Here is a 24,900-nt window from a genome sequence, read left to right as displayed (position 1 = left end):
GCCACACAAGTAACCGTATTCCGTAGGGAGTTGGAAGACATGGCCCCAGTCGCCATGCGCACCGCTGCACGATCACTTTCTGAAGCACTGCCGGTCTCGTACTGGCTGGACGACCCCGGCAAGCCCGCCCCCGAGCCCGCCCTGACCGGCGACGAGCGCTGCGACCTGCTCGTCATCGGCGGCGGCTACAGCGGACTGTGGACCGCGCTCATCGCCAAGGAGCGCGACCCCGGCCGGGACGTCGTCCTGATCGAAGGGCACGAGGCGGGCTGGGCCGCCTCGGGCCGCAACGGCGGCTTCTGCGCCGCCTCCCTCACCCACGGCTTCGCCAACGGCCTCGCCCGCTGGCCGGGCGAACTGGCCAAGCTGGAGGAACTCGGCGCGCGCAACCTCGACGAGATCGAGGCCGCGGTCGCCCGCTACGGCATCGACTGCGACTTCGAGCGCACCGGTGAGATCGACGTCGCCACCGAGCCCCACCAGGTCGAGGAGCTGCTCGAACTCCACCAGGAGGCGCAGCGCCTCGGTCTCGCCGACGGCTCCGAATGGCTGGACCGCGACGCCCTGCGCGCCGAGGTCGACTCGCCGACCTTCCTCGGCGGCCTCTGGGACCGCGAGGGCGTGGCCATGTTGAATCCGGCCAAGCTCGCCTGGGGCCTCAAGCGGGCCTGCCTGGAGCGCGGGGTGCGGATCTACGAGCACACGCGCGGCCTGGACCTGGCCGCCTCCGGCGCCGGGATGGCCGTACGCACCCCCTACGGCCGGGTCTTCGCGCGCCGGGTCGCGCTCGGCACCAACATCTTCCCCAGCCTGGTCAAGCGGATCCGCCCGTTCACCGTGCCGGTCTACGACTACGCGCTGATGACCGAGCCGCTGAGCGCCGACCAACTGGCCGCCATCGGCTGGAAGAAGCGGCAGGGACTCGGCGACAGCGCCAACCAGTTCCACTACTTCCGGATCACCCCCGACCACCGGATCCTGTGGGGCGGCTACGACGCCATCTACCCCTACGGCGGCCGGCTCGACGCGGAGCGCGACCACCGCCCCGAGACCTACCTCAAGCTCGCGGAGCAGTTCTTCACCTGCTTCCCCCAGCTGGAAGGGGTGCGATTCAGCCACGCCTGGGGCGGGGCCATCGACACCTGCTCGCGGTTCTCGGCCTTCTTCGGCACCGCGCACGCGGGCAAGGTGGCCTACGCCGCCGGTTTCACCGGACTCGGCGTGGGCGCCACCCGCTTCGGCGCGGACGTCATGCTGGACCTGCTGGACGGCGTACGGGGGGAGCGCACCGGGCTGGAGATGGTGCGCAGCAAGCCGTTGCCCTTCCCGCCCGAGCCCTTCGCCTGGACCGGGATCGCGCTGACGAAGTGGTCCCTGGCGCGCTCCGACGCGCGGGGCGGGCACCGCAACCTGTGGCTCAAGACGCTGGACCGCTTCGGCCTCGGCTTCGACAGCTGACGGCCGGCGGCCGCCGGGGTCGGCCCGCCGCGCATGCGCCCGTGCGGTGACCCGATGAGCACATGACCCGATGACCTGGTGAAGCGCCCGGCGCACCACCGTCATCGCCGTGTGACCCGCTTCACTACCACGGAGTAACGAAACCCGCGTCATCATCGCCCCCGACCCCGCTCTCTCCGGACGAGGACCTTCCTCGACACGGAGTGATCGGAGGCCGGGCGATGACAGTCCCGGGGACGAAGACCGCGGTGGAGTGGCTGGTGTCGGTGGCGCCGGACCCCGAGGCGTGCCGGTGGGAGTGGGAGCGCAACCCCCTCGGGGTGGCCCTGCTGCCCGCCGGTCGGCGCTGGGACGTGCTGATCCTGCCCGGGGAGCTCGGGCAGGCCACCCTCGACGTCCTGCACCTGCTCATCGAGAAGCCCGGCCCGGTGCTCGCCGATTTCGGCGACGCCCGGCTGGGCTTCTTCGTGCCCGCGGGGACCGCCTCGCGCTGGCTCGGTACGGGCGTGCGCGGCGCCGGGCGCGGCACCTGGATCGTGGTGCCCTACCCCGGTCGGGCCACCGGTGGAGTGCGCTGGCTCGTGGTGCCCGACGGCCACGGCACGCTCACCGATCCGGTGGTGCTGGAGCTGGCGATGCACGAGGCGGCGGCGCAGGTGGCCGGGGCCGCGGCCGCGAAGGAGGACCGGAACTCTTGACAAGGGCATTGGTCTGGACCATCTTGAGCGCCGCTACCCCCCTCCATCCCCCCATGCACCGGAGGCAGTTGTGCGCAGAAGACTGTCCGTACTTACGGCCACCGCCCTGGCGGTGGCCGGTCTGCTGACCGCGGGCCCGCCGGCCGCGGCCGCCGACGCCGATCTCGCCCGCAACGGCGGCTTCGAAGCGGGCCTCGACGGTTGGAGCTGTTCGGCGGGCAGCGGAACCGTCGTCAGCAGCCCCGTCCACGGCGGGAGTTCCGCCCTCAAGGCCACCCCGGCGGGCCAGGACTACGCCCAGTGCGCCCAGAGCGTCACCGTCAAGCCGGACTCGACCTACACGCTCGGCGCCTGGGTGCAGGGCGGCTACGCCTACCTCGGCGCGACCGGCACCGGCACCACCGACGTGTCCACCTGGACCCAGTCCCCGGGCGCGTGGAAGCAGTTGACCACCACGTTCCGCACCGGCCCGGCCACCACCTCGGTCACCGTCTGGACCCACGGCTGGTACGGCCAGGGCCCCGTCCTCACCGACGACCTCACCCTGGTCGGCCCCGATCCCGGCGGCACCGGCCCCGGCCAGCCCCAGCCCCCGGCCGCCCCCACCGGCCTGACCGCCTCCGGCGCCACCGCGAGCGCGCTGACCCTGTCCTGGTCGGCCGTCGCCGGAGCCACCGGCTACACCGTCTACCGGGAGGGCGCGGCTCCCCTCCAGGTCACCGGGACCTCCGCGACCGTCACGGGTCTGGCCGCGTCCACGGCGTACGCCTTCCAGGTGAGCGCGAAGAACGCGGCGGGGGAGTCCCCGCGGAGCGCGACCCTCTCGGCGAGCACCACCGGCGGCGGCAACCCCGGCAACCCGGGCCTGCCCGCGCACGCCCTGGTCGGCTACCTCCACGCGAGCTTCGCCAACGGGTCCGGCTACCTCAAGATGGCCGACGTACCCGCCTCCTGGGACGTCATCAACCTCGCCTTCGGCGAACCGACCTCGGTGACCTCCGGCGACATCCGCTTCCAGCTCTGCCCGGTCAGCGAGTGCCCGGGCGTGGAGAGCCCCGCGGAGTTCAAGGCGGCCATCAAGGCCAAGCAGGCGGCGGGCAAGAAGGTGCTGATCTCCATCGGCGGACAGAACGGCCAGGTCCAACTGGCCACCACCGCCGCCCGGGACACCTTCGTCTCCTCGGTCAGCAAGATCATCGACGAGTACGGGCTCAACGGCCTCGACATCGACTTCGAGGGCCACTCGCTCTCGCTGGCCACCGGCGACACCGACTTCCGCAGCCCCACCACACCGGTGATCGTCAACCTGATCGCGGCGGTGAAGACCCTCAAGGCCAAGTACGGTCCGGACTTCGTCCTGACCATGGCCCCCGAGACCTTCTTCGTCCAACTGGGCTACCAGTACTACGGATCCGGCCCCTGGGGCGGCCAGGACCCGCGCGCCGGGGCCTACCTGCCGGTGATCCACGCCCTGCGCGACGACCTCACCCTGCTCCACGTCCAGGACTACAACTCGGGCTCGATCATGGGCCTCGACAACCAGTACCACTCGATGGGCGGCGCGGACTTCCACATCGCCATGACCGACATGCTGCTCACGGGCTTCCCGGTCGCGGGCAACACCGCGCGCGTCTTCCCGCCGCTGCGCGCCGACCAGGTGGCCATCGGCCTCCCGGCCACCACCAACGCGGGCAACGGGTACACGGCGCCCGCCGAGGTGAACAAGGCGCTCGACTGCCTGACGAAGAAGACGAACTGCGGGAGCTACCAGACCCACGGCAGCTGGCCCGCGCTGCGCGGCCTGATGACCTGGTCCGTCAACTGGGACCGGTTCGGAGGTTGGGAGTTCTCGAAGAACTTCCACGCGTACTTCGGCTGACCGCGCCCACGCCCAACAGGAGCGGCAGGCACAGCAGCCAACTGGCCAGCACGTCCAGCGGCCAGTGGAACCCCCGCAGCACCAGGCCGACGGCCGTGGCCCCCGCGAGCAGCAGGGCCACGGCCATCGGCCACGGGCGGCGGGCGAAGGGGCCGACGAGCAGGGCGGCGCCGAGGTAGGCGACGGTCGAGGTGGCGGTGTGGCCGGAGGGGAAGTACCCGGCGGCCCACGGCTCCAGCGGCCCCGGCCGGGCGGTCCACTCCTTGAGCGGCACGATCAGCGCCGGGACCAGGGCCATGGCGAGCCCCGCGGCCAGCGCGGGCCGCCACCGCCGGGCGCGGCGGCCGGCGTACACCATGGCGAGCAGGAGGACCGGTACGGCGACCTCGACGTTGCCGAGGTCGGCGAGGCGCTCGGTGATCGCGTCGGGAACGGCGCGCACCAGGGCGCGGCTGATCCGCGCGTCCGGGGCGAGCAGCGGGCCCGCGGCCAGCACCTGCCAGGTGATCAGCGCGAAGGCGGCCCAGGAGGCGGCGCCGAGCGCGAGCAGGGAGCGGGGCGAGCGGAGGGAGGAGGTGGCCGGCCGCCCCGGAACAGGGGGGGTGGTTCCGGGGCGGCCGCCCGGACCGGTTTGCCGCCCACCCCGGGGGGTTTGGGGCGAACGGCTGTCCGATCGGTGAGGAGTGTGCGCGAACGCATGCCCAGTACGGCGCTGGGGAAGCCCGTTACCAGGGTCGCCCGTGGAATTCCGCGGGCGGGCTGTTTCACTCATCTGCAGAAACCGTACGGCAGCGAAAGGGGGACCGACAGCGAGAACGCGCTCCCGCCATCGGCCCCCCACACCTTCTTCACAGCGCCCGACCGTTACCGGCGGTATCGATCGAGCAGGGGATCGAGCGCGGTGCGCGGGTGTTCGCCCGGGCCTCCACGGTGATCCCCCTGACCCGTCCTCAGATGCCCGCGAACGCGGCCTCGATGATGTCCAGGCCCTCGTTCAGCAGGTCCTCGCCGATCACGATCGGGGGCAGGAAGCGCAGCACGTTGCCGTAGGTGCCACAGGTGAGGACCATCAGGCCCTCGGCGTGGCACGCCTTGGCCAGGGCGCCCGCGGCGGCCGCGTTCGGCTCCTTGGTCGCGCGGTCGGTGACCAGCTCGACCGCGATCATCGCACCGCGACCGCGGATGTCGCCGATGATGTCGAACTTCTCCGCCATCGCCGTCAGGCGGGCCTTCATCACGGACTCGATCCGCTTGGCCTTGGCGTTGAGGTCGAGCTCCTTCATCGTCTCGATGGAGCCGAGCGCACCGGCGCAGGCCACCGGGTTGCCGCCGTAGGTGCCGCCCAGGCCGCCCGCGTGCGCGGCGTCCATGATCTCGGCGCGGCCCGTCACGGCGGCGAGCGGCAGACCGCCCGCGATGCCCTTGGCGGTGGTGATCAGGTCCGGGACGATGCCCTCGTCCTCGCACGCGAACCACTGGCCGGTGCGGCAGAAGCCGGACTGGATCTCGTCGGCGACGAAGACGATGCCGTTGTCGTTGGCGAACTTCACGATCGCGGGCAGGAAGCCCTTGGCCGGCTCGATGAAGCCACCCTCGCCGAGCACCGGCTCGATGATGATCGCGGCGACGTTCTCGGCGCCGACCTGCTTGACGATCTGGTCGATCGCCTGCGCGGCGGCCTCGGGGCCGCAGTTCTCGGCACCGGTCGGCCAGCGGTAGCCGTAGGCGACCGGGACGCGGTAGACCTCGGGGGCGAAGGGACCGAAGCCCTGCTTGTACGGCATGTTCTTCGCCGTCATGCCCATGGTCAGGTTGGTGCGGCCGTGGTAGCCGTGGTCGAAGACGACGACGGCCTGGCGCTTGGTGTACGAACGGGCGATCTTGACCGCGTTCTCGACGGCCTCGGCGCCCGAGTTGAACAGGGCCGACTTCTTGGCGTGGTCGCCCGGGGTCAGCTCGGCCAGCGCCTCGCAGACCTCGACGTAGCCCTCGTACGGCGTGACCATGAAACAGGTGTGCGTGAAGTTCGCGAGCTGCGCGGCGGCGCGGCGCACGACGGCCTCGGCGGAGGCGCCGACCGAGGTCACGGCGATGCCGGAACCGAAGTCGATCAGGCGGTTGCCGTCGACGTCCTCGATGATGCCGCCGCCCGCACGGGCCGTGAAGACGGGGAGCACGGAGCCCACGCCACCGGCCACCGTCTGGAGGCGGCGGGCCTGCAGCTCCTGCGACTTGGGGCCGGGGATCGCGGTGACGATGCGGCGCTCCTGCGGGACAGCGGTCATAGGGGGCTCCTGGGGGGTGTTTTCGGACGCACTTGTGTCTTTGTCCGCAGGCTAGGCCCGGGGGAGGGGGTACGGCATGCTCCGATAGGGAGTGGTGCCCGCGTGTCCTTGTCCGCGGCGGCCATAGGAGGGATCCGGCGCGCGCCGTGTGGATCATGGCGGGGTACGGGTCGCGGAGCCCTCCCGGCGACTAGATTGAGCCCGCGGCACGGCCGCGCGCAGCGCAGTGAACGGGCAGGGGGCTTGGGGTTCATGGACACCGACGGCACGCACGGCGCGCACGGTGCGTACGACACGCCGGACCCGGGCGCGGCCCGGGCCGTACCCGCCCGGGGCCAGGTCCCCCGCCCCGCGGGACCGCCCCCGCCCCCGCCCAAGGACCTCCCCGGGCCCACCGGCCCCCAGAGCCCGCTCTCCCCGCCCCGGCCGGCCCACGCGCCCGGCGGCGGCCCCACCCTCGCCGACTGGCTGCGCACCCCGCGCCGCCCCGGCGGCCCCGGCCTGTGGACGTACGGGCACGTCCCGCGCGCCGCCGCCGCACCCGAGCTGACCCCGCTGCGGCAGCTGATCAGCGGCGCCCTGATCTCGCTGCTGGCCGGGCTGCTGCTGTGGTCCCTGCTGTGGAACGGCTACCTCGGCGGCTTCTGGCTCTGGCCGCTGTACGCCTTCACCCCCGACGCCTGGAACCACGACTCCTTCTCCGTGGTCGCCGCCTACGTCTGGTACGGCCTGGTCGTCCTCGCCCTCGCCGTCGGCTTCGGCCGCCTGGGCCGCTGGCCCGAGCTGCTGCGCCGGATCGTGCGCAGCCCCGCCGCCCGCGCCGTGCACCCCGTCGCCCCGGCCCGGATCGAAGCGGGCAGCGCCGAGGACCCCGTCGGCTGGCAGCAGCTGCGCGCCGCCGGGCTCGGCGAGAGCGCCGAACGGCTCGCCGCCGACATCGGGGCCGGCCGGATGAACGACGTCGACTACACCCGGATCCGGCGGGCCTGGGAATCGGTCCGGGCCGACCCCTCCCGGCTGCGCGCCTTCGCCGAAGCCGTCCACGCCAAGGGCGCCGGGGCCTGCGTCCACCCCTCCGGCGCCCGCGACCTGCCCGCCCGGGCCGCCCGGCACGACCTGCTGGCCCGCCAGGTCCTGCTCGGCACCGTCGAGGACGGCGCGCGCAACCCCTACCCCCGGCGCGGCACCTCCCTCGCGCTCGACCCCGCCGTCCTCGGCACCTCGCTGCTCGCGGTCGGCCCCTCCGGCAGCGGGAAGACCCGCCGCCTGGTGCGACCCGTGGTCGAATCCCTCGCCCTCCAGGCCCTGGCCGGGCAGGCCGCCGTGATCGTCGTGGCCGCCGTCGGAGCGCAGCTCGGCCCCGACGCCGCCTACGACGTGGTCGTGCGCATCGGCGACCCCGCCTCCGCCTACGACCTCGACCTCTACGGCGGCACCACCGACCCCGACGAGGCCGCCACCTTGCTGGCCGACGCCTTCGTCGGTGACGTCGCGGGGCTCGACGTGCGCCGCGCCGCCACCGCCCTCGCCCAGCTGCTGGGCCCCTTCCGGGCGGCCCACGGCCGCTTCCCCGCCGTGCCCGAACTGCGCGAACTCCTCGACCAGATGCCCGCCCCCCTCGCGGCGCTGCGGGCCCGGCTGGAGAGCGCCGGGCACCACGCGATGCTCCGCGAACTCGACGCGCGCGAGCGCCAGCACGGGGTGCACGCCGACCCAGGCCCCGCGCTCGCCGACCGGGTGGCCCTCCTCGACCGGCCCGCCTTCGCCCCCTTCTTCGACGTCGGCGCGGGCGACACCACCGGGCGGCCCTTCTCGCTGCGCTCCCTGGAACACCCCGTCCGGGTCCGGATCGACCTGCCCGAACGCGGGCACGCCGACGCCTCCCGGATGCTGGCCCGACTGCTGCTCGCCCAGTTCACCGCCGCCGCGACGCAGCGCGTCGACCGTTCCCTCTTCGCCTTCCTCGCCTTCGACGACGCCTCCCACACGCTCACCCAGGAGACCGTGCGCGGGGTCCAGCGACTGCGCTCGGCCAACGCCGGGGTGCTGCTCACCCTGCGCACCCTGGACGACGTACCGGAACCGCTGCGCACCCCGCTGCTGGGGGCCGTCGGCTGCCGGATGGCCTTCTCCGGGGTCACCACCTGGGACGGCAAGCGCTTCGCCGAGGCCTGGGGCACCGAATGGGTGGAGACCCGGGACGTCACCAGCAGGACCGTCTTCGCCGACCAGCCGCTCACCCGGGCCATCCACGCCTTCCGCAAGCTGGTCACCGGCAAAGCGGTGACCACGGACGCGGTCACCGTCCGCCAGGTGGAACGGGAACGCTGGTCCGCCTCGGACCTGGCACACTCCGTGCCCCCCGGCCACGCCGTGCTCTCGTTGACCTCGGTGGACGGGGAGCGGGCGGCTCCGCTGCTCGTCTCGCTCCTCGGCTGAGCGGGGTTCGGCGACCCGTACGAGGTGGCAGAATCGAGGGGAGCCGTTCATACGACACGGCGAAATTCCCCCTCCGCCCTAAGGCCGCTGGTATCCGATGCCGCTCACCCTCGCCTCGCTCGTCCAGCACTCGGCGCTCAAGCTCAGCGTCCGGGCGGGGGAGAGCCGCCTGGACACCCCCGTCCGCTGGGCCCACGTCAGCGAGCTGGCCGATCCCGTCCCCTACATGGAGGGCGGCGAGCTCCTGCTGATCACCGCGATGAAGCTGGACGCGGAGGATCCCGAGGAGATGCTCCGCTACGTCCGCAGGCTCGCCGCCGCCGGCGTCGTCGGCCTCGGCTTCGCGGTCGGCGTCAACTACGAGGCGGTCCCCGAGGCGCTCGTCGAGGCGGCCCGCGCCGAGGACCTCCCCCTGTTGGAGGTACCGCGGCGCACCCCCTTCCTCGCCATCAGCAAGGCCGTCTCCGCGGCCCTGGCCGCCGACCAGTACCGGGCCGTCACAGCCGGCTTCGAGGCCCAGCGCGAACTGACCCGGGCCGCCCTCTCCGCCGACGGCCCCGCCGAACTCCTGGCCAAGCTCGCCGCGCACGTGCACGGCTGGGCCGCCCTCTACGACACCTCCGGCGCGGTCGTCGCCGCCGCCCCCGACTGGGCCGCCCGGCGGGCCGCCCGGCTCACCCCCGACGTCGAGCGGCTGCGCGAGCGGCCCGCCCCCGCCAGCGCCGTCGTCGGCGGCTCCGAGGACCGGGTCGAGCTCCAGTCCCTGGGCACGGGCCGGCGCGCCCGCGGCGCCCTCGCCGTCGGGACGGGAGCCCCGCTGGGCACCGCCGAGCGGTACGCCGTGCACTCCGCGGTCGCCCTCCTCACCCTCACCACCGAACGCTCCCGCTCCCTGCACGACGCCGAATCCCGGCTCGGCTCGGCCGTGCTGCGGCTGCTGCTGGACGGGGAGACCGCGCACGCCCGGGCCGTCGCCGGCGACCTGTACGGCGTACTCCTCGACGCGCCCTTCCGCCTCGTCCTCGCCGAACCCGCCCTGGCGGGCACGGCGCAGCCCGAGGGGCTCGCGCTGCTCGCCGACGCCGTGGAGTCCGCGGCGGCCCGCAGCGGCGAGGCCCTGCTGGTGGTCAACGAGCCCGGCCGGCTGGTCGTGCTCGCCGCGGACGGGGGAGCGGCCGCCGCGGCCGTGGCGGACCACGCCGAAGCCCTCGAATCGCGGCGCGGGCGCGAGACGACGGGACCGGAGCCGGACGAACTCGTCGTCGGCCTGTCCGCGCCCGCGGGCTCCGCGAGCGCGGCCGCCGCCTACAAACAGGCCGACCAGGCCCTCGTCGTCGCCCGGCGGCGCGGCCGCCCGCTGGTCGAGCACGACGACCTGGCGGCGGGGTCCGTGCTGCCGCTGCTCGCCGACGAGGCGGTACGGGCCTTCGCGGACGGGACGCTGCGCGCCCTGATCGACCACGACGCCATCGGCCGCGGCGACCTGGTCGCCTCCCTGCGGGCCTGGCTCTCCCGGCACGGACAGTGGGACGCGGCCGCCGCCGACCTCGGGGTGCACCGGCACACGCTGCGCTACCGGATGCGCCGGGTCGAGGAGATCCTGGGCCGCTCCCTGGACGATCCGGACGTCCGGATGGAGCTGTGGCTCGCGCTGAAGGTCGCCGGCGCCGACGCCCCGTCCTGACCCCGCACCCCCGCGCCCCTGGGCGGGCGGGGGTACGGGCGGGGCCGCGCCGTCCCCTGACAAACCGGCGCACCGCGCCCGGGCCCCACTCCACGCCGGACAAGCGCCGAATCCCCGGCGGAGTCCTACGGTGGGAGGGACAAGGACTCCGCACCACACTCCGAAGGGCCGGGATTCGCCATGACTTCCACCCACGCCTTCTGGCTCGCCGGTCGCCAGGCCACCGGCGAGGACAGCTTCGACGTCACGTCCCCCTGGGACGGCCGCGTCGTGGGCACCGTCAGCGTGCCCACCGACGCGCAGGTCGAGGAGGCCGTGGCGGCCGCCCACGCCGTGACCGCGGAGTTCTCGGCGACCCCCGCGCACGTACGGGCCGCCGCCCTGGACCACGTGTCCAAGCGGCTCACCGAGCGCACCGAGGAGATCGCCCAGCTGATCTCCGCCGAGAACGGCAAGCCCATCAAGTGGGCCCGCGGCGAGGTCGGCCGCGCCGTCTCGGTGTTCCGCTTCGCCGCCGAAGAGGCCCGCCGCTTCAACGGCGGCGACGCCCAGCGCCTGGACACCGACGCCGGTGGCGTCGGTCGCCTCGCCCTGACCCGCCGCTTCGTCAAGGGCCCGGTCCTCGGCATCGCGCCGTTCAACTTCCCGCTGAACCTGTGCGCCCACAAGGTGGCCCCGGCCATCGCCGTCGGCGCGCCGATCATCCTGAAGCCGGCCCCGGCCACCCCGCTCTCCGGCCTGATCCTGGGCGAGCTGCTCGCCGAGACCGACCTCCCGGCCGGTTCCTGGTCCGTGCTCACCGTCGCCAACGACAAGATGCCGGCCCTGGTCAAGGACGAGCGGCTGCCCGTCATCTCCTTCACCGGTTCCGACACCGTCGGCTACGCCATCCAGCAGTCGGTGCCCCACAAGCACTGCACCCTGGAGCTGGGCGGCAACGCCGCGGCCGTCGTCCTGGACGACTGGTCCTCCGACGCCGACCTCGAATGGGCCGCGACCCGCATCGCGACCTTCTCGAACTACCAGGCCGGCCAGTCCTGCATCTCCGTGCAGCGCGTGATCGCCGACGCCACCGTCTACGACCGCCTGGTCGAGAAGGTCGTCGCCAAGGTCCGGGCCCAGGTCACCGGCGACCCGTCCGACGCGGGCACCGACGTCGGCCCGCTGGTCTCCGAGGACGCCGCCAAGCGCGTCGAGTCCTGGGTGGACGAGGCCGTCGCCGCCGGCGCCAAGCTGCTGACCGGTGGCAAGCGCGAGGGGGCCTCGTACGAGCCCACCGTGGTCGCCGACCTGCCCGCGGGCGTCAAGCTGGCCTGCGAGGAGGTCTTCGGACCGGTCCTGACCCTGCAGAAGGTCGAGGGCACCGACGAGGCCTTCGCCGCCGTCAACGACTCGAAGTTCGGCCTGCAGACCGGCGTCTTCACGCGGAACATCCAGACCGCCTTCCGCGCCCACCGCGAGCTGGAGGTCGGCGGCGTGATCGTGGGCGACGCCCCCTCCTACCGCGCCGACCAGATGCCGTACGGCGGGGTCAAGCAGTCCGGCGTGGGCCGCGAGGGCGTCCGCTACGCGATGGACGACTACACCTACGAGCGCGTCCTGGTCCTCACCGGCCTCGACATCTGAGCCGACCCACGGGGCGATGAGCCGACGGTCCGAACCCACTGTGCGGGGGTTCGGACCGTCCCCCTTTTGGCCGTCCCCCTTTTCCCCGGCGCCCGGAGCGGGTACGACTCACTGGTAGCACCGACCGGTAATCACCTGATCATCCGATTCGGCGGCGAGGTGAGCTGCGCATGTCCGCAACACAGCCCAAGGTGACCGAGCGCGAGGCCCGACAGGTCGCGGAGGCGGCCCGGGAACAGGACTGGCGCAAGCCCAGCTTCGCCAAGGAACTCTTCCTGGGACGGTTCCGGCTCGACCTGATCCATCCCCACCCGCTCCCCGCCGACGAGGACGTCCGGCGCGGCGAGGCCTTCCTGGAGCGGCTGCGCGCCTTCTGCGAGAACGAGATCGACGGCGCCCGCATCGAGCGCGAGGCGAAGATCCCCGACGAGACCGTGCGCGGGCTCAAGGAGCTCGGCGCCCTCGGGATGAAGATCGACACCAAGTACGGGGGCCTCGGCCTCACCCAGGTGTACTACAACAAGGCGCTGGCCCTCGTCGGCTCCGTCAGTCCGGCCATCGGCGCCCTGCTCTCCGCACACCAGTCGATCGGCGTGCCGCAGCCGCTCAAGCTCTTCGGCACCCAGGAACAGCGCGACCTCTTCCTGCCGCGCTGCGCCCGCACCGACATCAGCGCCTTCCTGCTCACCGAACCGGACGTCGGATCCGACCCGGCCCGGCTCGCCACCACGGCCGTGCCCGACGGCGACGACGCCTACGTCCTGGACGGCGTGAAGCTCTGGACCACCAACGGCGTGGTCGCCGACCTGCTCGTCGTCATGGCCCGGGTGCCGAAGTCCGACGGGCACAAGGGCGGCATCACCGCCTTCGTCGTCGAAGCGGACTCGCCGGGGGTCACCGTCGAGCACCGCAACGCCTTCATGGGCCTGCGCGGGCTGGAGAACGGCGTCACCCGGCTGCACCGGGTGCGGGTCCCGGCCGCCCACCGGATCGGCCCCGAGGGCGCCGGTCTCAAGATCGCCCTGACCACCCTCAACACCGGCCGGCTGTCGCTGCCCGCGATGTGCGTCGGCGCGGGCAAGTGGTGCCTGAAGATCGCCCGGGAATGGTCCGGGGTGCGCGAGCAGTGGGGCCGCCCCGTCGCCCGGCACGAGGCCGTCGGCGCCAAGATCTCCTTCATCGCCGCCACCACCTTCGCGCTGGAGGCGATGGTCGACCTCGCCTCCCAGATGGCCGACGAGGACCGCAACGACATCCGCATCGAAGCCGCGCTGGCCAAGCTGTACGGCAGCGAGATGGCCTGTCTGATGGCCGACGAACTGGTCCAGATCCGCGGCGGCCGAGGCTTCGAGACCGCGGAGTCCCTCGCCGCCCGCGGCGAACGCGCGGTCCCCGCCGAACAGATGCTCCGCGACCTGCGCATCAACCGGATCTTCGAGGGATCCACCGAGATCATGCACCTCCTGATCGCCCGGGAAGCCGTCGACGCCCACCTCTCCGTCGCGGGCGACCTGATCGACCCCGACAAGGCGCTCGGCGACAAGGCCAGGGCGGGCGCCCGGGCCGCCGGCTTCTACGCCCGCTGGCTGCCCAAACTGGCCACCGGCGCCGGCCAGGTCCCCGGCACCTACCGCGCCTTCCACCCGAGCGGCCACCCCGACCTGGCCACCCACCTGCGGTACGTCGAGCGCGGCGCCCGCAAACTCGCCCGCTCGACCTTCTACGCCATGTCCCGCTGGCAGGGCCGGATGGAGACCAAACAGGGCTTCCTCGGGCGGATCGTGGACATCGGGGCCGAACTCTTCGCGATGAGCGCGGCCTGCGTGCGCGCCGAGCACCTGCGCGCCACCGGCGACCACGGGCGCGAGGCCTACCAACTGGCCGACGCCTTCTGCCGGCAGTCCCGGCTGCGGGTCGAGGAGCTCTTCGGCCGCCTCTGGGACAACACCGACGACCTCGACCGCACCGTGGTCGAAGGCGTCCTCGGCGGCGTCTACACCTGGTTGGAGGAGGGCGTCCTGGACCCCTCGGGCGACGGCCCGTGGATCGCCGACGCCGCCCCCGGACCCTCCGCGCACAAGAACGTGCACCGACCCATCCGCTGACCTGCACGACAATCGTCTCCTCAGACATGATCCGAAGGGGACGGGGACACGATGCACAGGGTGGGGAACACGACGGTCCGGCGCGCGGCGGGGGCCGCCCTCGGAGCGCTCCTCCTGGTCGGAGCCACCGCCTGCGGCGGCTCCGACCAGGAGGACAAGGAGACGGGCGTGCCCGCGCCCCGCACGGGCGCCCCGAGCGCGCAGGGCGCGCCGACCCCGGTGCCCCCCGCGACCCCGGGCCCCGGCGCGGAGCGCCTGGGGGCCCTCGTCCTGGCCGCGGGCGAGACGGCGGGCCGCTACCAGGCGGGCGAACCGGTCCTGGACGAGCCGATCAACGAGTCGTACGAGGTCACCCCCGCGGTGTGCGCGCCGCTGACCAGCCTCGGCAAGGCGGGCCACACCGCCCAGGCGTACGCGCACACGGGCGTGCCCGGTGAGATCACCGGCGTCGGTACCGACATCCTGCTGCGCTCGTACAAGGACGGGACCGCCGCCGACGCCGCCCTGAAGTCCCTGGCCGCCGCGGGCAAGAGCTGCGCGGGCGGCTACACCGAGGACCGGATGCTGGCCGAGGGCAAGGTCCTCAAGGTGGAGGCGGTCCAGCCGCCGAAGCTCGGGGACGAGGCGCTGGCGTACCGGATCGTGGTCCAGGACGTGAAGGAGAAGAACCTCTCGCTGTACAAGTACCTGACGGTGGTCCGCTCCGGCGCGGTCACGCTCTCGTTCCGCTCCGACATTCTCGACATCAAGGACTTCGGCGCCGTGCCGCCGGAGGTCGTCACGGCGCAGTGGGAGAAGTTCGCCAAGGGATCGGGCGCCTCCTCCTAGGGAGACGGTGTCCGAGCGGCCCGGCGATGGGGCAACAATAGGGGGATGAGCGACAGCCCATCCCCCCTCGCCGACCCGCACCTCCTCTTCGACGCCGCGGCCGGCCGCCGGGACATCGTCGTCCTCGGGTCGACCGGATCCATCGGCACCCAGGCCATCGACCTCGTCCTGCGCAACCCGGACCGGTTCCGGGTGACCGCGCTGTCCGCCGCGGGCGGCCGCGTCGGGCTGCTCGCTGAGCAGGCGCGGTTGCTGCGGGTGAAGACGGTGTCGGTCTCCCGCGAGGACGTCGTGCCGGCCCTGAAGGAGGCGCTGGGCGACCAGTACGGCGCCGAGCGGATGCCCGAGATCCTGGCCGGGCCGGACGCCGCGGCCGAACTCGCCGCCTCCGACTGCCACACCGTCCTCAACGGCATCACCGGTTCCATCGGCCTCGCGCCCACCCTCGCCGCGCTCCGCGCCGGGCGCACCCTCGCGCTCGCCAACAAGGAGTCGCTGATCGTCGGCGGCCCGCTGGTCAAGGAGCTGGCCAAGCCCGGCCAGATCATCCCGGTGGACTCCGAGCACGCGGCGCTCTTCCAGGCCCTCGCGGCCGGCACCCGCGCCGACGTGCGCAAGCTGGTCGTCACCGCCTCCGGCGGTCCCTTCCGCGGCCGCACCCGCGCCGAGCTGGCCGACGTCCGGGTCGAGGACGCCCTCGCGCACCCCACCTGGGCCATGGGCCCCGTCATCACGGTGAACTCAGCGACCCTGGTCAACAAGGGGCTGGAGGTCATCGAGGCGCACCTGCTCTACGACATCCCCTTCGACCGCATCGAGGTCGTGGTCCACCCGCAGTCCTACGTGCACTCGATGGTCGAGTTCACCGACGGCTCCACCCTCGCCCAGGCCACCCCGCCCGACATGCGCGGCCCCATCGCGATCGGCCTCGGCTGGCCCCAGCGGGTCCCCGACGCGGCCCCCGCCTTCGACTGGACCAAGGCGTCCACCTGGGAGTTCTTCCCGCTCGACACCGAGGCCTTCCCGTCCGTGGGCCTGGCCCGGCACGTCGGCACCCTCGGCGGCACCGCCCCGGCCGTCTTCAATGCGGCGAACGAGGAGTGCGTCGAGGCCTTCCTGGCCGGGCGGCTTCCGTTCACAGCAATCATGGATACCGTCGCAGCCGTGGTCGACGAGCACGGAACCCCGGGCTCGGGAACCTCTCTGACCGTCCAGGACGTCCTGGAAGCGGAAGCCTGGGCACGGGCCCGGGCCCGGGAGACGGCGGCACAGGCCGCAGTGGAGGCGCGCGCATGACGATTGTGATGACCGTGATCGGCATGCTCATCTTCGTGATCGGGCTGCTGATCTCGATCGCCTGGCACGAGCTGGGCCACCTGTCGACGGCCAAGATGTTCGGCATCCGCGTGCCCCAGTACATGGTCGGCTTCGGCCGCACCATCTGGTCGCGGAAGAAGGGCGACACGGAGTACGGCCTCAAGGCCATCCCGATGGGCGGCTACATCCGCATGATCGGGATGTTCCCGCCCGGCGAGGACGGCAAGGTCACCGCCCGCTCGACCTCGCCCTTCCGGTCGATGATCGAGGACGCGCGCTCGGCCGCGTACGAGGAGCTCGAACCCGGCGACGAGAAGCGGCTCTTCTACACGCGCAAGCCCTGGAAGCGCGTCATCGTGATGTTCGCGGGCCCCTTCATGAACCTGGTGCTCGCCCTCGCGGTCTTCTTCGGCGTCTGGATGACCTTCGGAGTCACCCAGCAGACGACCAAGGTCTCCTCCGTCTCGGACTGCGTCCTGAAGCAGAGCGACAAGCGCACCACCTGCCAACCCGGTGACCCGGTGGCACCGGCCAAGGCCGCCGGGCTCCGGGCCGGCGACCGCATCGTCGGCTTCGACGGGCGCAAGGTCGACGACTGGTCCGTGCTCCAGGACCGGATCCGCGCCACCGTCGGGCCGGCCACCATCACCGTGCTGCGCGACGGCAAGGAACTGACCCTCAACGCCAACCTGATCGAGAACACCGTCGGCAAGACCGACGGCCAGGGCGGCTACGTCAAGGGACAGTTCGTCACGGCCGGCTTCCTCGGCTTCGGCCCCGCGCGGGAGACCGAGACGCTCGGCTTCGGCCAGTCGGTGAGCCACATGGGCGACGTCGTGGACCAGAGCGTCACCGGCCTGCTCAAGCTCCCGTCCAAGATCCCCCCGCTGTGGAACGCGGCCTTCGGCAACGGCGAGCGCGAGCCGGACTCCCCGATCGGCATCGTCGGCGCGGCCCGCATCGGCGGCGAGATCGCCAACCTCGACATCCCGGTCACCGATCAGCTCGTGATGTACCTGAACCTCGTCGGGATGTTCAACCTGGCGCTGTTCCTCTTCAACATGCTGCCGCTGCTCCCGCTCGACGGCGGGCACATCGCCGGCGCCCTGTGGGAGTCGCTCCGACGCAATGTGGCGCGGGTCTTCCGGCGCCCCGACCCGGGTCCCTTCGACGTCGCGAAGCTGATGCCCGCCGCCTACCTGGTGGCCGGGGTCTTCGTCTGCTTCACGCTGCTGGTGATGGTGGCGGACGTGGTGAACCCGATCAAGATCAGCTGATCCTCGTTCAGGATCCGCAGATTGTCGTACCGCACTCCAGGGGGAGTCGGCCACGAATCGTGTCCGACTCCCTACGTTCGGGTGGTACGGCCCCTCGGATGCGCGGGGCGCGCGCTGATTGGCGTAATCTCGAACGCTGGAGCCCGCCGATCTCGGGACCTCGATCCACACCTTGATCCACACCTTGGGGTTGCTCAGCAGATGACTGCCATCTCTCTCGGAATGCCGTCCGTGCCGACCAAGCTTGCCGACCGCCGGGTCAGCCGCAAGATCCAGGTCGGTTCGGTCGCCGTCGGCGGCGACGCACCCATCTCGGTGCAGTCCATGACCACGACCCGGACCTCCGACATCGGCGCCACGCTGCAGCAGATCGCCGAGCTGACGGCTTCGGGCTGCCAGATCGTGCGCGTGGCCTGCCCGACCCAGGACGACGCCGACGCCCTCGCGACCATCGCGAAGAAGTCGCAGATCCCGGTGATCGCCGACATCCACTTCCAGCCCAAGTACGTCTTCGCGGCGATCGACGCGGGCTGCGCCGCGGTCCGCGTGAACCCGGGCAACATCAAGCAGTTCGACGACAAGGTCAAGGAGATCGCGCGCGCCGCCAGCGACGCGGGCACCCCGATCCGGATCGGCGTCAACGCGGGCTCCCTCGACGCGCGGCTGCTGAAGAAGTACGGCAAGGCCACCCCCGAGGCGCTGGTCGAGTCCGCGCTGTGGGAGGCCTCCCTCTTCGAGGAGCACGGCTTCGGCGACATCAAGATCTCGGTCAAGCACAACGACCCGGTCGTCATGGTCAACGCCTACCGCCAGCTCGCCGCCGCCTGCGACTACCCGCTGCACCTCGGCGTCACCGAGGCCGGCCCCGCCTTCCAGGGCACCATCAAGTCCGCGGTTGCCTTCGGCGCCCTGCTCTCCGAGGGCATCGGCGACACCATCCGCGTCTCCCTCTCGGCCCCGCCCGTCGAGGAGATCAAGGTCGGCCTCCAGATCCTGGAGTCGCTGAACCTCAAGCAGCGCCGCCTGGAGATCGTCTCCTGCCCCTCCTGCGGCCGCGCCCAGGTCGACGTCTACAAGCTCGCCGAAGAGGTCAGCGCGGGCCTGGACGGCATGGAGGTGCCGCTGCGCGTCGCCGTCATGGGCTGCGTCGTCAACGGCCCCGGCGAGGCCCGCGAGGCCGACCTCGGCGTCGCCTCCGGCAACGGCAAGGGCCAGATCTTCGTCAAGGGCGAGATCATCAAGACCGTGCCCGAATCGAAGATCGTCGAGACCCTCATCGAAGAGGCCTTGAAGATCGCCGAGCAGATGGAGAAGGACGGCGTGACCTCCGGCGAGCCGCAGATCTCCGTCGCGGGCTGAGACCGCTCCGGTCCGGCCGCCGCCGCGCCCCGCACGGCCGCTCGCCGCACCCCGCCCGCCTTGGCCCGGGCCCCGTTCCCGCAGCTCGCGGGCGGGGCCCGGGCTTTTTCGCGCCGCCACGGGCGGCATCCCACAGGTCCTGCGGGTACAGTGCGGAGATCAGCGGACGTGCACGGTGAGGCCCCCTACAGTGTTGACGCAGACCACCACCCGGGTCCTGGAACCCAGTGATCTCGACGCCGCGCTCGCGGTGCTCGGCCGCGAGCCCGTCGCGAACGCCTTCGTCACGTCCCGGGTCCAGGTCGCGGGCCTCGACCCCTGGCGCCTCGGCGGCGAGATGTGGGGCTGGTACACCGACGGCGAGCTGCGCTCCCTGTGCTACGCGGGAGCCAACCTGGTCCCGGCCTGCGCCACCCCCGAGGCCGTACGGGCCTTCGCCGACCGCGCCCGGCGCACCGGCCGCCGCTGCTCCTCCATCGTGGGCCCCGTCGAGGCCGCCGGACTGCTCTGGCGGCTGCTGGAGCCGCACTGGGGCCCCGCCCGGGACGTCCGCTCCCACCAGCCCCTGATGACCACCGAGCAGCCCTCCGCCGAGATCGCCGCGGACCCGCTGGTGCGCCGGGTCCGCAAGGAGGAGATGGACGTGATCATGCCCGCCTGCGTGGCCATGTTCACCGAGGAGGTCGGCGTCTCCCCGCTCGCCGGGGACGGCGGACTGCTCTACCAGGCCCGGGTGGCCGAGCTGGTCGCGGCGGGCCGCTCCTTCGCCCGGATCGAGGGCGGCAAGGTCGTCTTCAAGGCGGAGATCGGCGCGGCCACCGCGCGCGCCTGCCAGATCCAGGGCGTCTGGGTCGACCCCGACCACCGCGGCCTCGGCCACTCCGAGACGGGGATGGCCGCCGTGGTCGAGTACGCCCTGCGGGACGTGGCCCCCGTCGTCAGCCTCTACGTGAACGACTTCAACACCGCCGCGCGGGCCTCGTACCGGCGCGTGGGCTTCCGCGAGGTCGGCGCGTTCATGAGCGTCCTGTTCTGATCCCGGGCGGCGCGGCTCCGGACGCGCCCCGACCCCCGCACCGGCCGCGGCGTCGTATGCCGGGGGCCGCTGCCGCCGTCCCGTGCCCGCGACCTGTGCCGAAGGCGTATCCGGGCGCGGGCGGCGCGAAGTAAGGTCGGCCGCATGCTGCCTACCTCCGGGGGCGACCCCCGTCACCCCGCCGGCGTCACCCTCGGTCCGCTCGACCTCGCCGCCCGCGTGGACGAGGCCCTGCGGGTCCAGGCCGTCGCCTTCGGCCTGAGCGAGGACGAGGTCGCCATCCGGCGCTACATCGTGCAGCGCCACATGACCTCACCCGGAGCCCGCGCGCTCGGTGCCTTCGAGGACGGCGGCGCCCTGGTCGGCTTCGTCTACGGGATGCCCAACGACCGTGCGCACTGGTGGTCCACGGTCGTCGAGCCGCACCTGCGCGCGGGCGGCCACGACGGGTGGCTCGACGGCTCCTTCGTCATCACCGAACTCCACGTCCACCCCGCCTTCCAGGGCCGCGGCGTCGGCCGCGCCCTGATCACCCGGATCACCGACACCGCCGCCGAGCCGCGCTCGATCCTCTCCGCGATCGACACCGACAGCCCGGCCCGCGCGCTCTACCGGAAGCTGGGCTACACCGACCTCGCCCGCCTGGTGCGCTTCCCGAGCGCCCGGCTGCCGTACGCGGTGATGGGCGCCCCCCTGCCGCTGTGCCGCCCCTGACCGGATCCCCAAATGGATTTTCCGGGGTGCCGGAGCCCCCGGTAGCCTCGCGACATGTCAACGCAACACGTGCAGCGCATGTCCCGACTGATGGCCAAGACCCTCCGCGAGGACCCCGCCGACGCGGAGACCCTCAGCCACAAGCTCCTCGTCCGCGCGGGCTACGTGCGCCGCAGCTCGGCCGGAGTGTGGAGCTGGCTGCCCCTGGGCAAGCGGGTCCTGGAGAACGTCTCGCGCGTCGTCCGCGAGGAGATGGACGCGATCGGCGCCCAGGAGGTGCTGCTGCCCGCGCTGTTGCCGCGCGAGCCGTACGAGGTCAGCGGGCGCTGGTCGGAGTACGGCGACCTGCTCTTCCGGCTCAAGGACCGCAAGGGCGCCGACTACCTGCTCGGCCCCACCCACGAGGAGATCTTCACCCTCGTGGTGAAGGACCAGTGCACGTCCTACAAGGACCTGCCGGTGATGCTCTATCAGATCCAGACCAAGTACCGCGACGAGGCCCGGCCCCGCTCGGGCGTGCTGCGCGGCCGCGAGTTCCAGATGAAGGACTCCTACTCCTTCGACGTCAGCGACGAGGGCCTCGCCGAGTCCTACGCGCTCCACCGCGCCGCCTACCAGCGGATCTTCACCCGGCTCGGGCTCGACCACCGCATCGTCTCGGCCGTCTCGGGCGCCATGGGCGGCTCCGCCTCCGAGGAGTTCCTGGCCCCCGCGGGCGCGGGCGAGGACACCTTCGTCGACTGCCCCTCCTGCGACTACGCGGCCAACACCGAGGCCGTCACCTTCGCACTGGCGCCGGTCGCCGGGGAACACGGCCCGGTCGAGGACATCGCCACCCCCGACACCCCCACCATCGAATCGCTGGCCGCGCACCTGGGCGTACCGGCCTCGGCCACGCTGAAGAACCTGCTGGTCAAGGTGGACGGCGAGATCGTGGCCGTCGGCGTGCCGGGGGACCGCGAGGTGGACCTGGGCAAGCTCGGCGAGCACCTGGCCCCGGCCGTGGTCGAGTTGGTGACGGCCGAGGACTTCACCGGTCGGCCCGACCTGGTCCGCGGCTACGTCGGCCCGCAGGGCCTGGAAAAGGTCCGCTACCTGGCCGACCCCCGCGTCGCGCCCGGCACTTCGTGGGTCACCGGTGCCAACCGGGTCGACACCCACGCCCGCAACGTGGTCTGCGGGCGGGACTTCGAGGTCGACCAGTACCTCGACGTGGTCGTCGTCGAGCCCGGCGACCCCTGCCCCTCCTGCGGGGCGGGGCTGCGGCTGGACCGTGCCATCGAGATCGGGCACATCTTCCAGCTCGGCCGCAAGTACGCGGACGCCTTCGGGCTCGACGTCCTCGGCAAGGAGGGCAAGCCGGTCCGGGTCACCATGGGTTCCTACGGCATCGGGGTCTCGCGCGCGGTCGCGGCGCTGGCGGAGCAGAGCGCCGACGACCGCGGCCTGTGCTGGCCCGCGGAGGTCGCCCCCGCCGACGTCCACGTGGTGGCGGCGGGCAAGGCGGTGCCGCTCGCGCTGGCCGAGCGGGCGGCCGAGGCCCTCGCGGGGGCCGGTCGGCGGGTCCTGCTGGACGACCGGCCGGGGCTCTCGCCCGGGGTGAAGCTGACCGACGCCGAGCTGATGGGCGTGCCGTGGATCCTGGTCGCGGGGCGCCGCTCCGCCGACGAGGTGGTCGAGCTCCAGAACCGGTCCACCGGCGTCCGCGAAGAACTCCCCCTGACCGAAGCCCTGTCCCGCCTCCTCTGACCATCTCAATCGCCGGCGGGGCCGGAGCCATCCCCAGCCCCGCCGGCGAGGCTGGATTCGGCCTGCCTCGTCGGAGCCCGTCCAGCCTCGCCCGCAGGGCTGGATTCGGACTGCCTCGTCGGCGGGGTGATCGCGGCTGGGCCGGGAGCTATTCGGCCTCGCCGGGGGTCGGGGGCACGGTCGGCTCCGGAGCCGCGGTCGGGGTCGGGGCCGCAGGGGTCGCGCGTTCCAGGAAGCGCAGCAGTTCCACCGGGAACGGCAGGACCAGCGTGGAGTTCTTCTCCGCGGCCACCGCCACCACCGTCTGCAGCAGCCGCAACTGGAGCGCCGCCGGCTGCTCCGACATCACCTCGGCCGCCTCGGCCAGCTTCTTCGACGCCTGGAGCTCCGCGTCCGCGTTGATCACCCGGGCCCGCCGCTCGCGGTCCGCCTCCGCCTGCCGGGCCATCGACCGCTTCATCGTCTCCGGCAGCGAGACGTCCTTGATCTCGACCCGGTCGATCTGCACGCCCCACCCGATCGCCGGACTGTCGATCATCAGCTCCAGGCCCTGGTTCAGCTGCTCGCGGTTCGACAGCAGGTCGTCGAGGTCCGACTTGCCGATGATGGACCGCAGCGAGGTCTGCGCCATCTGCGAGACCGCGAAGCGGTAGTCCTCCACCTCGATGATCGCGCTCGCCGCGTCGACCACCTTGAAGTAGACGACCGCGTCCACCCGGACCGTGACGTTGTCCCGCGTGATGCCCTCCTGGGCCGGGATCGGCATGGTCACGATCTGCATGTTGACCTTCCGCAGCCGGTCCATCCCCGGGACGACCAGCGTGAACCCCGGTCCCCGGATCCCCTCCCGCAACCGGCCGAAGCGGAAGACCACACCGCGTTCGTACTGCTTGACCACCCGGGAGGCGGCGCCCATGAGGACCGCGACACCGGTTCCCGCGGCGATTCCCGCCGTCAGCAGTTCTTCGACCATGACGGCCTCCTGCCGGACTGACACACCTACCTTGGGTATGCCCGGAGCAGGGCCCGACAACCGGGTCCTAGAGCCAGCCCGCGAACTCCAGCAGCAGTTCGCCGTCCCGGCGGCGCCCCGCCGCCATGGCCCGGACCCCGGACTCCACCGCCCGGAAGAGGGTCCAGCCGCGCAGCCGGTCCCGGTCCACCTCCAGCGAGTCCGCCAGCCGGTTCACCCGGCGCCGCGCTCCGGACGCCCCCGCCGAGGTGGCGACCTGGTCCTCCAACCGGTCCCGGCACAGCCGGGCGAGGTCGTACTCCCGGTCGCCGACCAGCGGCTCCGGGCCGACCGTCAGCCACGGCGCCCGCTCGCCCGCCAGCACCTTGCCCTGGCGGAAGTTGCCGTGCAGCAGCACCGGTTCGCCCGCCGCCGCGGTCAGTTCCGTGCGCGCCGCGAGCGCCGCCGCGACCAGCGGGGCCGCCTGCGCGGGCGCCGTGGCGAAGGCAGCGCACTGGTGCCCCGTACGCTCCGCCACCGTCTCGAAGGGGTGGTCCGCCGCGGGCGGCACCCACAGCCGCCGGATCGTCCCGGCCGCCTCCAGCAGCGCCTTCGCCTCCGGCAGCGAGCGCAGCGAGACCTCCGGCTGGAGCCGCTCCAGGAGCAGCGCGCCGTCCTCGTCCGCCCCGTCCGGCGCGGCGAGGACCCGTACGGCGCCGAAACCGGCCCAGTGCTCCAGCGCGGCCCGCTCCCGGTCGGGCCGGGCCCCCGGCGGCGCGATCTTCAGCGCGGCCGGGGTGCCGTCGGCGTACCGGACCAGGATGACCAGACTGCTGCGCCCGCCCGGTGCCTGCACCCGCTGGGCCTGCACCCCACGCCGGTCCAGAGCCTTCCCGGCCAGCTCGGGCAGGCGCCCCAGCCACTCCGTGGTCTGCGACGATCCCGGCGTCTCGCCGAGCGCCCGTACAAGCCGCTCCGGCGGTTCGAAAGCCATGCGTGCGTGGTCCCTTTCAGCTCTTGCGGGCCGGCTCTGCGCGTTCCGCGAGCCCAGGGAAGGCTACGCCGCCGCCGCGCCAGCGTGCCGCGCGGACCGCCGCCGCGCTCAGCGCGTCGGCCGCCTCGCGGCGCAGCGGACCGTCGGCCGCGCGCACCAGATCGGAGTACGCGCCCGCCACCCGCTCCTCGATGTCGGCGGCGAGCCGCTCCGCGTCGCCCGGGGTGCGCACGGGGAACGGCAGCGTGTACGCCGCCTCCGCCGGCTGCGGGGATCCGCCCAGCTCACGCACGGTGCGGGCGAGCGAATCCCGGCGGGCCACGTGGCCCCCGTACGCGTCCCGGGCCTCGTTCGCGCGCTCCGGAGCGACCCGGGCGCCGATCAGCCCGTAGCCGTAGGCCGCCGCGTGCTCGGCGGCCAGCGCGGCCTGCGCGGCGGTCAGGGAGCGGCCGCCGCCGCGGGTGGGCTCGGGCGCGCCCGACGCTCGTGTCACGGGCCTC

General features: G+C 73.0%; 19 protein-coding genes. 14 read left to right on the top strand and 5 right to left on the bottom strand.

The features are described from left to right. Positions 1 to 39: 39 nt before the first annotated feature. The 3 genes from ACFWAR_RS22565 (at position 40) to ACFWAR_RS22555 (ending at position 4,035) form a co-directional block, all read left to right on the top strand. Positions 40 to 1,458 (top strand): NAD(P)/FAD-dependent oxidoreductase, encoded by a 1,419-nt coding sequence (locus tag ACFWAR_RS22565; RefSeq protein WP_385779886.1) that lies wholly within the window; start codon positions 40 to 42, stop codon positions 1,456 to 1,458. A 221-nt stretch (positions 1,459 to 1,679) separates the two neighbouring features. Continuing rightward, positions 1,680 to 2,156, top strand: coding sequence for a hypothetical protein (locus ACFWAR_RS22560; protein WP_385779883.1), 477 nt, complete (start codon positions 1,680 to 1,682; stop codon positions 2,154 to 2,156). Positions 2,157 to 2,226: 70 nt separating this feature from the next. Then, complete coding sequence (locus ACFWAR_RS22555) at positions 2,227 to 4,035, top strand: chitinase (protein ID WP_385779880.1); 1,809 nt, start codon at positions 2,227 to 2,229, stop codon at positions 4,033 to 4,035. On the opposite strand, the gene ACFWAR_RS22550 is transcribed toward ACFWAR_RS22555, so the two are convergent. Continuing rightward, the gene (locus ACFWAR_RS22550) at positions 3,974 to 4,531 is read right to left on the bottom strand and encodes a phosphatase PAP2 family protein (RefSeq protein ID WP_385779876.1); all 558 of its coding nucleotides are present in this window, start codon (positions 4,529 to 4,531) and stop codon (positions 3,974 to 3,976) included. The two genes, ACFWAR_RS22555 and ACFWAR_RS22550, sit on opposite strands and share 62 nt — an antisense overlap. A gap of 454 nt (positions 4,532 to 4,985) precedes the next feature. Next, entirely contained in the window at positions 4,986 to 6,320 is a 1,335-nt protein-coding gene (gabT, locus tag ACFWAR_RS22545) for a 4-aminobutyrate--2-oxoglutarate transaminase (protein ID WP_354383764.1), read from the bottom strand. A 252-nt stretch (positions 6,321 to 6,572) separates the two neighbouring features. Here gabT and ACFWAR_RS22540 point away from each other — a divergent pair, with 252 nt between their 5' ends. The 11 genes from ACFWAR_RS22540 (at position 6,573) to ACFWAR_RS22490 (ending at position 22,454) form a co-directional block, all read left to right on the top strand. Continuing rightward, the gene (locus tag ACFWAR_RS22540; protein ID WP_385779872.1) at positions 6,573 to 8,759 is read left to right on the top strand and encodes an ATP-binding protein; all 2,187 of its coding nucleotides are present in this window, start codon (positions 6,573 to 6,575) and stop codon (positions 8,757 to 8,759) included. A gap of 97 nt (positions 8,760 to 8,856) precedes the next feature. After that, on the top strand, positions 8,857 to 10,443 hold the full coding sequence (locus ACFWAR_RS22535) for a PucR family transcriptional regulator (RefSeq protein ID WP_385779868.1): 1,587 nt from the start codon (positions 8,857 to 8,859) through the stop codon (positions 10,441 to 10,443). Positions 10,444 to 10,623: 180 nt separating this feature from the next. Next, positions 10,624 to 12,069: an aldehyde dehydrogenase family protein gene (locus ACFWAR_RS22530; protein WP_385779864.1), complete on the top strand. Its 1,446-nt coding sequence runs from the start codon at positions 10,624 to 10,626 to the stop codon at positions 12,067 to 12,069. Between the two features lie 170 nt (positions 12,070 to 12,239). Further along, complete coding sequence (locus ACFWAR_RS22525) at positions 12,240 to 14,174, top strand: acyl-CoA dehydrogenase family protein (RefSeq protein ID WP_385779862.1); 1,935 nt, start codon at positions 12,240 to 12,242, stop codon at positions 14,172 to 14,174. A 60-nt stretch (positions 14,175 to 14,234) separates the two neighbouring features. Continuing rightward, positions 14,235 to 15,002, top strand: coding sequence for a hypothetical protein (locus ACFWAR_RS22520; RefSeq protein WP_385779859.1), 768 nt, complete (start codon positions 14,235 to 14,237; stop codon positions 15,000 to 15,002). A 45-nt stretch (positions 15,003 to 15,047) separates the two neighbouring features. Next, the gene (gene dxr, locus ACFWAR_RS22515; RefSeq protein ID WP_385779856.1) at positions 15,048 to 16,298 is read left to right on the top strand and encodes a 1-deoxy-D-xylulose-5-phosphate reductoisomerase; all 1,251 of its coding nucleotides are present in this window, start codon (positions 15,048 to 15,050) and stop codon (positions 16,296 to 16,298) included. Further along, positions 16,295 to 17,596, top strand: coding sequence for a M50 family metallopeptidase (locus ACFWAR_RS22510; RefSeq protein WP_385779853.1), 1,302 nt, complete (start codon positions 16,295 to 16,297; stop codon positions 17,594 to 17,596). Before dxr ends, ACFWAR_RS22510 begins: the two co-directional genes overlap by 4 nt. Before the next feature lie 201 nt (positions 17,597 to 17,797). Further along, positions 17,798 to 18,955, top strand: a complete 1,158-nt coding sequence (gene ispG, locus ACFWAR_RS22505; RefSeq protein ID WP_385779850.1) for a flavodoxin-dependent (E)-4-hydroxy-3-methylbut-2-enyl-diphosphate synthase — start codon at positions 17,798 to 17,800, stop codon at positions 18,953 to 18,955. A gap of 190 nt (positions 18,956 to 19,145) precedes the next feature. Continuing rightward, entirely contained in the window at positions 19,146 to 19,991 is an 846-nt protein-coding gene (locus tag ACFWAR_RS22500; protein WP_385779847.1) for a GNAT family N-acetyltransferase, read from the top strand. Positions 19,992 to 20,135: 144 nt separating this feature from the next. Then, positions 20,136 to 20,705, top strand: a complete 570-nt coding sequence (locus tag ACFWAR_RS22495) for a GNAT family N-acetyltransferase (RefSeq protein WP_385779844.1) — start codon at positions 20,136 to 20,138, stop codon at positions 20,703 to 20,705. Positions 20,706 to 20,759: 54 nt separating this feature from the next. Next, positions 20,760 to 22,454 carry a proline--tRNA ligase gene (locus ACFWAR_RS22490; protein WP_385779842.1) on the top strand — a complete coding sequence of 565 codons (1,695 nt, stop codon included), beginning with the start codon at positions 20,760 to 20,762 and terminating at the stop codon, positions 22,452 to 22,454. A gap of 148 nt (positions 22,455 to 22,602) precedes the next feature. Here the strand turns inward: ACFWAR_RS22490 and ACFWAR_RS22485 are convergent, their stop codons facing one another. The 3 genes from ACFWAR_RS22485 to ACFWAR_RS22475 all read right to left on the bottom strand — a co-directional run bounded on the left by ACFWAR_RS22485 (position 22,603) and on the right by ACFWAR_RS22475 (position 24,893). After that, the gene (locus tag ACFWAR_RS22485) at positions 22,603 to 23,427 is read right to left on the bottom strand and encodes a slipin family protein (protein WP_385779840.1); all 825 of its coding nucleotides are present in this window, start codon (positions 23,425 to 23,427) and stop codon (positions 22,603 to 22,605) included. Between the two features lie 67 nt (positions 23,428 to 23,494). Beyond that, positions 23,495 to 24,400 carry an aminoglycoside phosphotransferase family protein gene (locus tag ACFWAR_RS22480; RefSeq protein WP_385779837.1) on the bottom strand — a complete coding sequence of 302 codons (906 nt, stop codon included), beginning with the start codon at positions 24,398 to 24,400 and terminating at the stop codon, positions 23,495 to 23,497. Between the two features lie 16 nt (positions 24,401 to 24,416). Then, positions 24,417 to 24,893 (bottom strand): ferritin-like domain-containing protein, encoded by a 477-nt coding sequence (locus ACFWAR_RS22475; protein WP_385779834.1) that lies wholly within the window; start codon positions 24,891 to 24,893, stop codon positions 24,417 to 24,419. Positions 24,894 to 24,900 lie beyond the last annotated feature (7 nt).

It is taken from the genome of Streptomyces sp. NPDC059917 (genome assembly GCF_042730635.1).
Classification (GTDB): domain Bacteria; phylum Actinomycetota; class Actinomycetes; order Streptomycetales; family Streptomycetaceae; genus Streptomyces.
The sequence above is the reverse complement of the archived record's forward strand: the minus strand, read 5'-3'. Positions and strand labels throughout refer to the sequence as shown.

Excerpts from the sequence above, each read along its gene's own strand:
- gabT (WP_354383764.1), bottom strand. The coding sequence starts at position 6,320 with ATGACCGCTGTCCCGCAGGAGCGCCGCATCGTCACCGCGATCCCCGGC.
- ACFWAR_RS22510 (WP_385779853.1), top strand. The coding sequence starts at position 16,295 with ATGACGATTGTGATGACCGTGATCGGCATGCTCATCTTCGTGATCGGG.
- ACFWAR_RS22490 (WP_385779842.1), top strand. The coding sequence starts at position 20,760 with ATGTCAACGCAACACGTGCAGCGCATGTCCCGACTGATGGCCAAGACC.
- ACFWAR_RS22480 (WP_385779837.1), bottom strand. The coding sequence starts at position 24,400 with ATGGCTTTCGAACCGCCGGAGCGGCTTGTACGGGCGCTCGGCGAGACG.
- ACFWAR_RS22560 (WP_385779883.1), top strand. The coding sequence starts at position 1,680 with ATGACAGTCCCGGGGACGAAGACCGCGGTGGAGTGGCTGGTGTCGGTG.
- ACFWAR_RS22565 (WP_385779886.1), top strand. The coding sequence starts at position 40 with ATGGCCCCAGTCGCCATGCGCACCGCTGCACGATCACTTTCTGAAGCA.
- ACFWAR_RS22535 (WP_385779868.1), top strand. The coding sequence starts at position 8,857 with ATGCCGCTCACCCTCGCCTCGCTCGTCCAGCACTCGGCGCTCAAGCTC.
- ACFWAR_RS22530 (WP_385779864.1), top strand. The coding sequence starts at position 10,624 with ATGACTTCCACCCACGCCTTCTGGCTCGCCGGTCGCCAGGCCACCGGC.
- dxr (WP_385779856.1), top strand. The coding sequence starts at position 15,048 with ATGAGCGACAGCCCATCCCCCCTCGCCGACCCGCACCTCCTCTTCGAC.
- ispG (WP_385779850.1), top strand. The coding sequence starts at position 17,798 with ATGACTGCCATCTCTCTCGGAATGCCGTCCGTGCCGACCAAGCTTGCC.
- ACFWAR_RS22540 (WP_385779872.1), top strand. The coding sequence starts at position 6,573 with ATGGACACCGACGGCACGCACGGCGCGCACGGTGCGTACGACACGCCG.
- ACFWAR_RS22525 (WP_385779862.1), top strand. The coding sequence starts at position 12,240 with ATGTCCGCAACACAGCCCAAGGTGACCGAGCGCGAGGCCCGACAGGTC.
- ACFWAR_RS22485 (WP_385779840.1), bottom strand. The coding sequence starts at position 23,427 with ATGGTCGAAGAACTGCTGACGGCGGGAATCGCCGCGGGAACCGGTGTC.
- ACFWAR_RS22495 (WP_385779844.1), top strand. The coding sequence starts at position 20,136 with ATGCTGCCTACCTCCGGGGGCGACCCCCGTCACCCCGCCGGCGTCACC.